Here is an 11557-nt window from a genome sequence, read left to right as displayed (position 1 = left end):
CGCACCTGCTCCGACACCGCGATCCCCCGCTTGGAAAGAATCCGCAGAATGTCCTCGGCCCGCCCCTTGGCGCGTCCCTCGGACCGCAGCCGCTCAGACGTCTCCGAGCGGAAGAAAGAGAGGTCGACAGACATCAGATCCCTCCAGATCTGTGCGGCCGGAGCGGAGCCCAGGCCGAGTTCGGTGAGTTCGGCGAAAATCATCGCCGTGTCGTCGTCAACGGTCTGCAGAGCGGCAGCCAGCGCCTTCAGTATGGCACCGGCATTCGGATCCTTACCATGTGTGATGGCCGAGAGCGTGGCGAGGGGAATGTCCCTGGCGGCGGCGTCCACGTCGGTGAACACGGGGACGTTGTGCGGCCCGAGCACCAACGGGCGGAGCGACAGCGTCGGCCAGGCCGTGGGACCGATGACCACCGTCTCGGCCGCCCACTCGGCCGTCGCTCTGTCCTGGCACGTCACCAGGAGCAGCGGAGGAAGCCGGTACTTCGCGTAGAGATGAGCCACGTAATAGGCCCAGCTGCCGGGTTTGCCCCGGTCCTTCTTGCCCTGCGCCTCCACGGCCAACAGGTAGCTGTCGCCCCCGGCCGCGTCGATCCGCAGCAGGGTGTCCACCCGTCTTTCGAGCGGCTGGATCTCGGTGAGATCGGTGGGCATGAGGGACACCGCGACAGGTTCAGGGAAGGGAAGCCCCAGCGTGCGGAAGGTCCGTGCGAAGACTCCGGGATCCTCCTGGAAGATCCGGTGCATCGCCTCGTGTGATGAGCTGACCATGCGGCCACGCTAGGAACGCGGCGTCGGACGTGCGGGCCCTTCACGGAGCGCTCGCCCGGACGGGTGAGCGCCGACTCGGGCGCCCCGCCCTATCGCACCCGCTCCACCCTCCGCTCGTCCCACACCGGCTCCGTCGTCTCGCGTACGACACCGTCCGAGCCGAACACGAGGTACCGGTCGAAGGACTTCGCGAACCACCGGTCGTGCGTGACGGCCATCACCGTCCCCTCGTACGCCTCCAGCCCGTCCTGCAGGGCCTCGGCCGACTCCAGGTCCAGGTTGTCCGTCGGCTCGTCCAGCAGCAGCGCGGTCGTGCCTGCCAGTTCCAGGAGCAGGATCTGGAACCGCGCCTGCTGCCCGCCGGACAGCTTCTCGAACGGCTGGTCGCCCTGCCGCTCCAGCTCGTAGCGCCGCAGCACGGACATCGCCCCGCCCCGGTCCTTGGCGTGCTCGGTCCACAGGATCTCGACGAGCGTGTGGCCCAGCAGCTCGGGATGGGCGTGCGTCTGCGCGAAGTGACCCGGTACGACGCGCGCCCCGAGCTTCCACTCCCCCGTGTGCGCCACCGGCTCGCCCGCGAGCAGCCGCAGGAAGTGCGACTTCCCCGAGCCGTTCGAGCCGAGGACCGCCACCCGCTCCCCGTAGAAGATCTCCAGGTCGAAGGGTTTCATCAGCCCGGTGAGCTCCAGGCCCTTGCAGGTCACCGCCCGCACACCGGTCCGCCCGCCGCGCAGCCGCATCCTGATGTCCTGTTCGCGCGGCGGCTCCGGCGGGGGCCCGGCGTCCTCGAACTTCTTGAAGCGGGTCTGCATCGCGCGGTAACGGGACGCCATGTCGGGGCTGATCGCCGCCTGCTGCCGCAGCCGGTGGACCAGCGCCTTCAGCCGGGCGTGCTCCTCCTCCCAGCGCCGCAGCAGTTCCTCGAACCGGGCGAACCGGTCCTTGCGGGCCTGGTGGTAGGTGTCGAAGCCGGCGCCGTGCACCCACACGTCGCTGCCCGCCGGGCTCGGCTCGACACTGACGATCTTCTCGGCCGCCCTGGAGAGCAGCTCCCGGTCGTGGGAGACGAAGAGGACCGTCTTACGGGTCTCCTTCAGCCTCTCCTCCAGCCACCGCTTCCCGGGAACGTCGAGGTAGTTGTCCGGCTCGTCGAGCAGCAGCACCTCGTCCGGCCCGCGCAGCAGCGCCTCCAGCACCAGCCGCTTCTGTTCACCGCCGGACAGTGTGCGCACCTCGCGCCACTGCGCCTTCTCGTACGGGACGCCGAGCGCGGCCGTGGTGCACATGTCCCAGACGGTCTCGGCCTCGTACCCGCGGGCCTCCGCCCAGTCGCTCAGGGCCTGCGCGTACTTCATCTGCGCGGCCTCGTCGTCGACGGTGAGGATCAGTTCCTCGGCCTTGTCGACGGCCAGGGCGGCTTCCCGGATACGGGGCTGGGCGACGGAGACCAGCAGGTCCCGGACCGTACGCTCGTCCCGCACGGAGCCCACGAACTGCTGCATCACGCCGAGCCCGCCGCTCACCGACACGGAACCGCCGTGCGGCTGGAGCTCCCCGGAGAGCAGTTTCAGCAGCGTCGTCTTCCCGGCGCCGTTCGCCCCCACGAGGGCGACCACCGCCCCGTCCGCGACCCGGAACGAAGCATCGCCGAGCAGCACCCGCCCATCCGGTAGGTAGTACTCCAGATGGCCCGCTTCAAGATGTCCCATGCACAGCATTGTCACGGGCCGCGAAGCCCTGGCCCAACCGGTTTATGTTCCGTCTAGGATTCGCCGCATGAGCTTTGGGCAAGGGGGGCCCTCCTGGGGGCCCGGAGGCACACAGACTCCGGACTGGGCAGCGCTGGCCGACGAGTCCGCCGCGCGCAACCGCCGCAAGAGGTGGCTGCTGATCGGCGGAGGCGTGCTCGCCACCGCCGCGGTCGGCGCGATCGTGGCCACCGCGGTCATCTCGACCAACAAGAACAACTCCACCAACTCCGGCAAGCACGCGAGCGAACTCCCGGCACCGTCCGACCTGCCGAACGACACCGCCGAGCCCGAGCCGTCCTTCTCCTCGGTGGCACCGCCGCCCCCGCCCGACCCGAAGGACTACATATCCGACGCCAGGAAGGACAAGGCGCCGATCACCGCCGACGCGTTCTTCCCCGGCAAGAAACTGACGATGGGCGACCGCGTCTACGTCAAGGGCGCGACGCAGCAGACGAAGAGCTGCGCCGCGACCACCAAGGGCGCGCTCGGCTCGATCCTCACCAGCAACGGCTGCGACCAGGTCGTCCGGGCCACGTACAGCAAGGACGGCGTCGCCGTCACCGTCGGTCTCGCGGTCTTCGGTACGGAGGCACAGGCCAAGAGGGCGGCCCAGCAGTCCAGCGGCAGCGTCGCACCTCTGAGCGGCGCGGGCGTGCCGTCCTTCTGCCCCGCCGGATCGTTCTGCCGCCGTACCGCCAACTCCTACGGCCGCTACGCCTACTTCTCCATCAGCGGGTTCACCAGCGGCAAGAACGTCACCACGGCGGACAAGAACGTCTACGCCACCGGCGACGACCTGACGAACTTCACGTTCCGTCAGATCCGGTACCGGGGCGAGCTCCAGGCCTCGGCCGCGGCCACCGCACCCGCCGGCTGATGCAGCGCGGAGGAGGCTCCTGCAACGGGAGGGCACAGGCCTCGGCATCGTCGCCCCCAGGAAGACGGATCAAAAGCAGCGTTGCCACAGCGCGAAAACCCGCAACGGACACCGGGCCACCTGCACAGTCCCGCCGGTGCGGCCAGGGCCCTCAAGGGCACGGAACTGGTCATTCCCCGGCGACATCACGCCACCTCGGACCCCCTGGACAGACAGCCTCCTCTCTCCCGAAGCACCAGGACATGACTGATCAGCTCAGGCAGGGAGTTACCCATGAGGCGCATGCGACGAAAACACATGACGACCGCCATCCTGGCGGTCGCTGCTCTCGCCCTCACGACCACACCGGCGATGGCCCAACCGGGCACCGCACCCGAGTCTGCCGCGGCAGATCCGATCACGAGTGAGTTGGCACAGCTCACCGAGAACTACCTGCAACAGCGCGCCGACATGCTCACCACCACCGCATCCATCGCGCGCACCCCCCAAATCGCGGCAACTCGGCAGATGTCCACGCAGATGGATGCCGACCTGACAGCGCTGACGGAGAAGGGGCGGCGGTACGAACAGGTCGACGGGGGTTACACGAAGGCGACAGTCGACGTCGAGGTCACAGATGCCTCCGCCAGCGGGTCGGCGGCGACCCTCCAAGTCTCCGAGTACACCCGCCTGTACCTCCCCTTCACTCCCCAGGAGGTGCAGGAAGGAGCGCCGGAGTACGAAGAAGTCTCCCTCCCGCACACCGTACGGTTCGCGCGAACAGCGGAGGGAACCTGGCTCCTCGCCTCTGACGTGGCTGAGACAGATGGCGGCCCCGCACCCAGCACGCAGGTGGAGGGGGCGGACCCCGCGCCCACGGACGAGGGTGGTTCTCCGGACGAGGACGAGGGCGCCAAGGCACCTCCATCCGAGACGACCGTTCTTCCGGACACCGGAGTCGCCGTCGTCAAGCCCACAAGCTACAACTACGGGAAAATTGTCTCGTACGCCGACAACTACTGGAAGAACAACAACAAGGCATACCGCACCTATGGCAACGATTGCACCAACTTCGTTTCCCAGGCCATGCTGGCCGGGGGGTGGGGACCCAAGGGCGGCGCACTGATCCAGCGCACCAGCAACAAGTACTGGTTCTACGGACCCACGACGTTCACCACCAGCTACACATGGGCGGGCGCGGAGAACTGGTACTGGTTCGCACAGAAACACTCAAAACGCACCAAAATCCTCCCGAGCGTATGGAATCTGGCCGCTTCAGATGTACTACAGGCCGACTGGGACAAGAACGGCAATATCGACCACACCATGATTGTCACCAAGAGGTACCAGGGCACTCCGTACCTCACATACCACACCGGTGCCACACACAACAAGAGCCTGGCCAAACTCCTGTCCGACCACAAGAAGACATGGTGGTACGCGCACCGCACCTGACGGCCAGAGACACCGCTTCCCTGATCGGACGAAGGAGCACAATGAATCGTCGACGAACGGCCGGCGTTCTGACAGCGGCGGTGGCCACAGTCACGCTGGCGGCTTCCGGATGCTCGTCAACCGCGGAGCCCCCCACCGCGAGCAGGCCCTCGGCATCACCGGACGGGGCCCGCCAAGCAGTGGAATCGTATGTGCGCGCCCTCAACTCCCGTAGCGTCCCCGCTCTGATGCACGTCGGTAACGTCCCGGACAGGGCCTGGTCGCGGCGCGAAGCGGCCCAGATCCTTGCCGCCGATGGCGGAAAGGATCTGAAGATCACAGACGTGCGCATCGACTACGACATGGGCCCGGAGACCGGATCCGCCGAACTCACCGCGAAGGGCCGGGCGGGCGCCACTCTCCACGACACCTTCACCGTGCTCCGGACGGCCGGTGCCTGGCACCTGGTGATCTTCGATCATCGCCCCCTCCCCCCCGGCAAGGAGTCCTCGTCCGCGGAGCGGCCGTCGTCCTGAGGGACGGACCATCGGACGGGTCCGTCACCGCGTCTCAGCAGCAGCCCTCGCCACCGTCGCCCGTTCCGGAAAGCGTGCGCACATTGCGCGCCTCCCTGGAGCGGGCGGCCAGCAACTCGTCGGCCGGGTAGGCCACTTCCTCCAGCGTCAGCCCGTGGGGGCGCACCACATGCACCCCTGGGTCCCGCACCCGTGCCGCCAGCACCTGCGCGGGCCACTCGGCCGGACGGCGCCCGTCGCCGACGAACAGCGCCGCGCCGATCAGCGCCCGCACCATGTTGTGGCAGAACGCGTCGGCCTGCACCGTCGCCGTCATGATCCCGGACACCTCGTCCCGGACCCAGCTGAGCTTCTGCAGCGTACGGATGGTCGTCGCGCCCTCGCGCTTCTTGCAGTACGCGGCGAAGTCGTGCTCCCCGGTCATCCGGGCCGCAGCCTCGTTCATGGCGTCGACGTCCAACGGCCGGTCGTGCCACAGCACATGACCGCGCAACAGCGGATCCACCCCACCGGGACGGTCGGCGACACGGTACGCGTACCGGCGCCACAGCGCCGAGAACCGGGCGTTGAAGCCCGCCGGAGCCCGTTCGATGCGCCAGATCCGTACGTCGGGCGCCATCCGCCCGGCCATCCGCCGCAGAAGCTTGTCCTCGTGCTCGGCCCACACCTCGTCCGGCAGATCGACATGGGCGACCTGGCCCCGGGCATGCACCCCGGCGTCCGTGCGCCCGGCGACGGTCAGGTCGTACGTCCGCGAGGACCGCGTCACGGTCCGCAGCGCGTCCTCGATCTCCCCCTGGACGGTCCGCCTGGAGGTCTGCTTGGCCCAGCCGGAGAAGTCCCTGCCGTCGTACGCCAGGTCCAGCCGCACCCGCACGAAGCCGGGCTCCACTTCGTCACTCACACGAGGATCCTTTCTCCAGTGCATACGGAACGGGCCCGCACCGCCCCGAAGGGTGATGCGGGCCCGCCCAGTGGTCTCAGAACGCTCAGGCGTCCTTGGACTCCGCCTCGGCCTCGGCCGGCTTGGCGTCCTCGACGACCTCGGCGGACTCGGCCGGGGCCTCGTCCTTCTTGAGGGCGTCTTCCTTGACCGCACGCTTGGTCGCGGCCTCGGCCTCACCGGTGGCCTGCTGGGCCACGGTCAGCGCCTCGACCAGCTCGATGACCGCCATCGGGGCGTTGTCGCCACGACGGTTGCCGATCTTGGTGATGCGGGTGTAACCACCGGGGCGGTTCTCGTACCGCGGGGCGATCTCGGTGAAGAGCGTGTGCACGACGCTCTTGTCCGTGATCGACTGCAGCACCAGGCGACGGTTGTGGATGTCGCCCTTCTTCGCCTTGGTGATGAAACGCTCGGCGACCGGACGCAGGCGGCGGGCCTTGGCCTCGGTCGTGGTGATGCGGCCGTGCTCGAACAGCGACTTCGCGAGGTTGATGAGAAGAAGCTTCTCGTGCGCGGCGCTGCCGCCCAGACGGGCACCCTTGGCGGGCTTCGGCATGGTGTTTCTCCTTGTGTGCTGCACCGGCCGTATCAGGTACCGGTGTCAGTTCCCGCGCGGCGGACGCCACGCGGAAGATCAGATCCGAACAGGCAGGAGCCGGTCCCGAGCCCGTTCGGCGATTGAGGACAGAGCCTCACCCCGGTCGGGGCGCCCGAAGAACCCGGGCGCCCCGACCGGAGGCGGATCAGTACTGCTCGGTCTCCACGAAACCGGCGTCCGCGTCGTCGTCGGCGCCGAAGGCGTCGGCCGCGGCCGTCGGGTCGAATCCGGGCGGGCTGTCCTTGAGCGCCAGGCCCATACCGGCCAGCTTCGCCTTGACCTCGTCGATCGACTTCGCACCGAAGTTGCGGATGTCGAGCAGGTCGGCCTCGGAACGCGCCACGAGCTCACCCACGGAGTGGATGCCCTCACGCTTGAGGCAGTTGTACGAACGGACCGTGAGCTCCAGCTCCTCGATCGGCAGCGCCAGATCGGCGGCGAGCGCGGCGTCCGTCGGGGACGGGCCCATGTCGATGCCCTCGGCGTCGATGTTGAGCTCACGCGCCAGACCGAACAGCTCGACCAGGGTCTTACCGGCCGAAGCCATGGCGTCACGGGGACGCATGGCCTGCTTGGTCTCGACGTCGACGATCAGCTTGTCGAAGTCGGTGCGCTGCTCGACACGGGTCGCCTCGACCTTGTACGTGACCTTGAGCACCGGCGAGTAGATGGAGTCGACCGGGATGCGCCCGATCTCCTGGCCCACCTGCTTGTTCTGGACGGCGGAGACGTAGCCGCGACCGCGCTCGACGGTCAGCTCCATCTCCAGCTTGCCCTTGCCGTTCAGCGTGGCCAGGACCAGGTCCGGGTTGTGGACCTCGACACCGGCCGGCGGGGCGATGTCAGCAGCGGTGACCAGGCCGGGGCCCTGCTTGCGCAGGTACATCACGACCGGCTCGTCGTGCTCCGAGGAGACGACCAGCTGCTTGATGTTGAGGATGAGGTCGGTGACGTCCTCCTTGACGCCCGGCACGGTGGTGAACTCGTGCAGGACACCGTCGATCCGGATGCTGGTGACAGCGGCACCGGGGATCGAGGAGAGGAGCGTGCGGCGGAGAGAGTTGCCGAGGGTGTAGCCGAAGCCCGGCTCCAGCGGCTCGATGACGAACCGGGAGCGGAACTCGTCAACGACCTCTTCGGTCAGCGACGGACGCTGAGCGATAAGCATGTTGCGTTCCTTCAGTCGTGGGCGCCCACTATTTGACGCCCCCAGATACTGACAAGGGTACGGGCGGCACGACCCGAAAGAGCCGTACCGCCCGGACCCACGAGCTACTACTTGGAGTAGAGCTCGACGATCAGCTGCTCCTGCACCTGGGTGTCGATCACCTGGCGCTCGGGCAGGGAGTGCACGAGGATCCGCATCGTCGACGGCACGGCTTCGAGCCACGCCGGCACGGTGCGCTCGCCGGCCTCGGCCTGGGCCACCTGGAAGGGGGTCAGGGCCTTGGACTTCTGACGAACCTCGATCACGTCGTTCACGGCGACGCGGGCCGACGGAATGTCGGTCTTCGTGCCGTTCACCGCGATGTGTCCGTGACGCACCAGCTGACGGGCGTGGTCGCGGGACTTGGCGAAGCCTGCCCGGTAAACCACGTTGTCGAGGCGGGTCTCAAGGATGCGCAGAAGGTTCTCACCGGTCTTGCCGGTCTTCTGGTTCGCTTCCTTGTAGTAGTTCACGAACTGCCGCTCAAGAACACCGTAGATCCGCGAGCACTTCTGCTTCTCACGAAGCTGAAGGAGGTACTCGCTGTCCTTGGTGCGCCCGCGTCCGTGCTCACCCGGGGGGTAAGGACGGATCTCGATCGGGCACTTCGCGCTCTCGCACTTGCTGCCCTTGAGGAACAGCTTCTGCTTCTCCCGACGGCATCGCTTGCAGTCGGCCCCGGTGTATCGCGCCATTTTCCAGTTGTCTCCGTTGCTTCAGACGGAATCAGACGCGACGGCGCTTGGGCGGCCGGCATCCGTTGTGCGGAGTGGGGGTGACGTCCTGGATCGAGCCCACCTCCAGGCCGGTGGCCTGGAGCGAACGGATCGCGGTCTCGCGGCCGGAGCCCGGACCCTTGACGAAGACGTCAACCTTGCGCATGCCGTGCTCCTGCGCGCGGCGGGCGGCCGACTCGGCGGCCATCTGCGCGGCGAAGGGGGTGGACTTGCGCGAGCCCTTGAAGCCGACGTGGCCGGCAGAGGCCCAGGAGATCACGTTGCCCGAGGGGTCCGTGATCGAGACGATCGTGTTGTTGAACGTGCTCTTGATGTGCGCGTGGCCGTGAGCGACGTTCTTCTTTTCCTTGCGACGCACCTTCTTGGCTGCGCCCTGACGTCCCTTGGGGGGCATGTCTTGACTCCAGATGGAGAGGGGAGGTGATCGGTCCTACAGCGAAGACCGCTGGTTGCTGCGGCTGACCGGTGATCCGGACACCCGCAGTGCGTCCGCTGAGGACTACTTCTTGCCCGGCTTCTTCTTGCCGGCGATCGCGCGACGCGGGCCCTTGCGGGTACGAGCGTTCGTGCTGGTGCGCTGGCCGTGGACCGGCAGGCCGCGGCGGTGACGCAGGCCCTGGTAGCAGCCGATCTCGACCTTGCGGCGGATGTCGGCCTGGATCTCGCGACGGAGGTCACCCTCGGTGCGGAGGTTGGCGTCCACATACTCGCGGATCTTGACCAGGTCCTCTTCGGCCAGGTCACGAACGCGGGTGTTCGGGTTCACGCCGGTGGTGGCGAGAATCTCCTTGGACCGGGTGCGCCCGATACCGAAGACGTAGGTGAGGGCAACCTCCACGCGCTTTTCGCGCGGGATGTCAACACCTGAAACGCGTGCCATTCAATGGCTCCAGTTGTTATTTCGGGGGTCTTCCGCAGTGCCGCTCCCGATCGCCGACCTCCCACGAGGAGAGGTGGTACGCCCGGGTCCCCGGCCCCCGCCGGAGGTGTCGTCAGCCGAAGCTTGGACGGACTCTGCGTATGTACGTATTACGTGCGTCGCGCGAAGTGCTGCGAGATGCAGGGGGTCGTGCGTCAGCCCTGGCGCTGCTTGTGGCGCAGGTTGTCGCAGATGACCATGACCCGACCGTGGCGGCGGATCACCTTGCACTTGTCGCAGATCTTCTTGACGCTCGGCTTGACCTTCATGGGATGTCAGGTTCTCCGGGTCAGTGCCATCACCCCGCCGAGGCGGGGTGCGGGCAAGATCTACTTGTAGCGGTAGACGATCCGGCCACGCGTCAGGTCGTACGGAGAGAGCTCCACGACGACCCGGTCATCCGGAAGGATTCGGATGTAGTGCATCCGCATCTTGCCGCTGATGTGCGCGAGGACCTTGTGACCGTTCTGGAGCTCCACCTTGAACATGGCGTTCGGGAGGGACTCGATCACGGTGCCCTCAATTTCGATGGCACCTTGCTTCTTGGCCACGCTTCGCCCTTCGAATCGGCTACCTTGATCGACTTTCGGTATCGCATGTGGACACACGGATGCACAAGAGCCGACGCGTCAGTCTACGTCAGCGGACCCCAAAAGACGAATCCGTCAAGTTTGCCCACCGCGGGAGATCCTTAGACCTCCACAAGGGGGTCAAATCGACCTCGATGGCGTCTGCTCCGGGCATCAAGACCTCGGGGAAGGGTCCGGCCCGCTCCGCGCAGCGATGGGGCGATCAGGCCAGGGGGTCCGGCGCCGCCTCGATTCCGTACTGGGCCAGCTTCGCCTTGCCGCAGTCGGGGGCGGTCAGGACCAGGGGGCCCTCCTCGGTCAGGGCGATCGAGTGCTCCCAGTGGGAGGACCAGGTGCCGTCCGTGGTGAGCACGGTCCAGTCGTCCTGGAGCACCTCGGTCTGCGGCGTGCCGAGGGAGACCATCGGCTCGATGGCCAGGCAGACGCCGGGCACGAGCTTGATGCCCTTGCCGCGCTTGCGGGAGACGTAGTTCAGCAGGTGCGGGTCCATGTGCATCTCGGTGCCGATGCCGTGGCCGCCGTAGTCCTCGATGATCCCGTACTTGCCGGTGGCCGGACGCGGCTGGCGGCGGATGTAGGACTCGATCGCCTTCGAGACGTCGACGAGGCGGTTGTTCACCTTCATGGCGGCGATACCGGCCCACATGGACTCCTCGGTCACCCGGGAGAGCTCGATCAGCTCCGGAGCGTGACCGGTACCGACGAACGCCGTGTACGCGGCGTCGCCGTGCCAGCCGTCGACGATCGCGCCGGCGTCGATGGAGATGATGTCGCCGTCCTTGAGGACGGTCTTGTCGTCCGGGATGCCGTGGACGACGACCTCGTTGACCGAGGTGCAGATGGTGGCGGGGAACCCGCCGTACCCGAGGAAGTTCGACTTCGCACCGTGATCGGCGATCACCTTGCGGGCCACGTGGTCCAGGTCCAGGGTGGTGGCGCCGGGCACCGCCGCCTCGCGGGTGGCCGCGTGAATGGCAGCGACCACCAGCCCCGCCTCACGCATCTTCGCGATCTGCTCGGGGGTCTTGATCTGCACCATTGCGCGGCGCCTCTCTGCATCGAACGGTGACGGGGTGCGGCGTACCCAACGATACGGCGCAAACAGTCGGGGGCGGGGCCCCCGGGCCGCCCGCGCCCCCGGTCCGGTACATGCGGGTCTGGCACCCAAGCCCACTAGGGGCCCACGGCCGACCACTCCCCCCCCGGGGCA

At 67.5% G+C, this 11557-nt stretch carries 14 protein-coding genes; 3 read left to right on the top strand and 11 right to left on the bottom strand.

Features of this window, described 5'->3' with window-relative positions; translation table 11 throughout:
- Together ACIRP2_RS09220 and ACIRP2_RS09215 are read right to left on the bottom strand one after the other, a co-directional pair.
- On the bottom strand, positions 1-773 hold a 773-nt coding region (locus tag ACIRP2_RS09220; protein ID WP_404248055.1), incomplete at its 3' end, for a hypothetical protein.
- Between the two features lie 89 nt (positions 774-862).
- Positions 863-2491, bottom strand: a complete 1629-nt coding sequence (locus tag ACIRP2_RS09215; RefSeq protein WP_404249414.1) for an ABC-F family ATP-binding cassette domain-containing protein — start codon at positions 2489-2491, stop codon at positions 863-865.
- 58 nt (positions 2492-2549) lie between these two features.
- Here ACIRP2_RS09215 and ACIRP2_RS09210 point away from each other — a divergent pair, with 58 nt between their 5' ends.
- From ACIRP2_RS09210 to ACIRP2_RS09200, 3 genes are all read left to right on the top strand, one after another.
- Complete coding sequence (locus ACIRP2_RS09210; protein WP_404248053.1) at positions 2550-3401, top strand: hypothetical protein; 852 nt, start codon at positions 2550-2552, stop codon at positions 3399-3401.
- Positions 3402-3698: 297 nt separating this feature from the next.
- Positions 3699-4835, top strand: coding sequence for an amidase domain-containing protein (locus tag ACIRP2_RS09205; RefSeq protein ID WP_404248051.1), 1137 nt, complete (start codon positions 3699-3701; stop codon positions 4833-4835).
- A gap of 227 nt (positions 4836-5062) precedes the next feature.
- Positions 5063-5350, top strand: coding sequence for a hypothetical protein (locus ACIRP2_RS09200; protein WP_404248049.1), 288 nt, complete (start codon positions 5063-5065; stop codon positions 5348-5350).
- A 34-nt stretch (positions 5351-5384) separates the two neighbouring features.
- On the opposite strand, the gene truA is transcribed toward ACIRP2_RS09200, so the two are convergent.
- The 9 genes from truA to map form a co-directional block, all read right to left on the bottom strand.
- Positions 5385-6254, bottom strand: coding sequence for a tRNA pseudouridine(38-40) synthase TruA (gene truA, locus ACIRP2_RS09195; protein WP_404248047.1), 870 nt, complete (start codon positions 6252-6254; stop codon positions 5385-5387).
- A gap of 85 nt (positions 6255-6339) precedes the next feature.
- Entirely contained in the window at positions 6340-6852 is a 513-nt protein-coding gene (gene rplQ, locus ACIRP2_RS09190; RefSeq protein ID WP_365690033.1) for a 50S ribosomal protein L17, read from the bottom strand.
- 187 nt (positions 6853-7039) lie between these two features.
- A complete protein-coding gene (locus ACIRP2_RS09185) occupies positions 7040-8062 on the bottom strand; it encodes a DNA-directed RNA polymerase subunit alpha (RefSeq protein WP_003966937.1) in 1023 nt (340 codons plus the stop codon).
- Between the two features lie 107 nt (positions 8063-8169).
- Positions 8170-8796, bottom strand: coding sequence for a 30S ribosomal protein S4 (gene rpsD / locus ACIRP2_RS09180; RefSeq protein ID WP_093897256.1), 627 nt, complete (start codon positions 8794-8796; stop codon positions 8170-8172).
- A gap of 31 nt (positions 8797-8827) precedes the next feature.
- On the bottom strand, positions 8828-9232 hold the full coding sequence (gene rpsK, locus ACIRP2_RS09175; protein ID WP_003956432.1) for a 30S ribosomal protein S11: 405 nt from the start codon (positions 9230-9232) through the stop codon (positions 8828-8830).
- A gap of 105 nt (positions 9233-9337) precedes the next feature.
- Positions 9338-9718, bottom strand: coding sequence for a 30S ribosomal protein S13 (gene rpsM / locus ACIRP2_RS09170; protein ID WP_018519286.1), 381 nt, complete (start codon positions 9716-9718; stop codon positions 9338-9340).
- Between the two features lie 194 nt (positions 9719-9912).
- Entirely contained in the window at positions 9913-10026 is a 114-nt protein-coding gene (gene rpmJ, locus ACIRP2_RS09165) for a 50S ribosomal protein L36 (protein ID WP_003956441.1), read from the bottom strand.
- Positions 10027-10086: 60 nt separating this feature from the next.
- Positions 10087-10308 (bottom strand): translation initiation factor IF-1, encoded by a 222-nt coding sequence (infA, locus tag ACIRP2_RS09160; RefSeq protein WP_003956442.1) that lies wholly within the window; start codon positions 10306-10308, stop codon positions 10087-10089.
- A gap of 241 nt (positions 10309-10549) precedes the next feature.
- Positions 10550-11386, bottom strand: coding sequence for a type I methionyl aminopeptidase (map, locus tag ACIRP2_RS09155; protein WP_404248043.1), 837 nt, complete (start codon positions 11384-11386; stop codon positions 10550-10552).
- Positions 11387-11557: the final 171 nt, after the last annotated feature.

This window comes from Streptomyces sp. NPDC101194, from assembly GCF_044767885.1.
GTDB lineage: Bacteria > Actinomycetota > Actinomycetes > Streptomycetales > Streptomycetaceae > Streptomyces.
Note: the sequence above shows the minus strand (reverse complement) of the source record. Positions and strands in the feature narration are given on the sequence as shown.

What these genes read in the sequence shown, in the direction of transcription:
- ACIRP2_RS09215 (WP_404249414.1), bottom strand. Translation starts at nt 2,491, where the DNA reads ATGCTGTGCATGGGACATCTTGAAGCGGGCCATCTGGAGTACTACCTA.
- ACIRP2_RS09210 (WP_404248053.1), top strand. Translation starts at nt 2,550, where the DNA reads ATGAGCTTTGGGCAAGGGGGGCCCTCCTGGGGGCCCGGAGGCACACAG.
- ACIRP2_RS09205 (WP_404248051.1), top strand. Translation starts at nt 3,699, where the DNA reads ATGACGACCGCCATCCTGGCGGTCGCTGCTCTCGCCCTCACGACCACA.
- ACIRP2_RS09200 (WP_404248049.1), top strand. Translation starts at nt 5,063, where the DNA reads ATGCACGTCGGTAACGTCCCGGACAGGGCCTGGTCGCGGCGCGAAGCG.
- rplQ (WP_365690033.1), bottom strand. Translation starts at nt 6,852, where the DNA reads ATGCCGAAGCCCGCCAAGGGTGCCCGTCTGGGCGGCAGCGCCGCGCAC.
- ACIRP2_RS09185 (WP_003966937.1), bottom strand. Translation starts at nt 8,062, where the DNA reads ATGCTTATCGCTCAGCGTCCGTCGCTGACCGAAGAGGTCGTTGACGAG.
- rpsD (WP_093897256.1), bottom strand. Translation starts at nt 8,796, where the DNA reads ATGGCGCGATACACCGGGGCCGACTGCAAGCGATGCCGTCGGGAGAAG.
- rpsK (WP_003956432.1), bottom strand. Translation starts at nt 9,232, where the DNA reads ATGCCCCCCAAGGGACGTCAGGGCGCAGCCAAGAAGGTGCGTCGCAAG.
- rpsM (WP_018519286.1), bottom strand. Translation starts at nt 9,718, where the DNA reads ATGGCACGCGTTTCAGGTGTTGACATCCCGCGCGAAAAGCGCGTGGAG.
- rpmJ (WP_003956441.1), bottom strand. Translation starts at nt 10,026, where the DNA reads ATGAAGGTCAAGCCGAGCGTCAAGAAGATCTGCGACAAGTGCAAGGTG.
- map (WP_404248043.1), bottom strand. Translation starts at nt 11,386, where the DNA reads ATGGTGCAGATCAAGACCCCCGAGCAGATCGCGAAGATGCGTGAGGCG.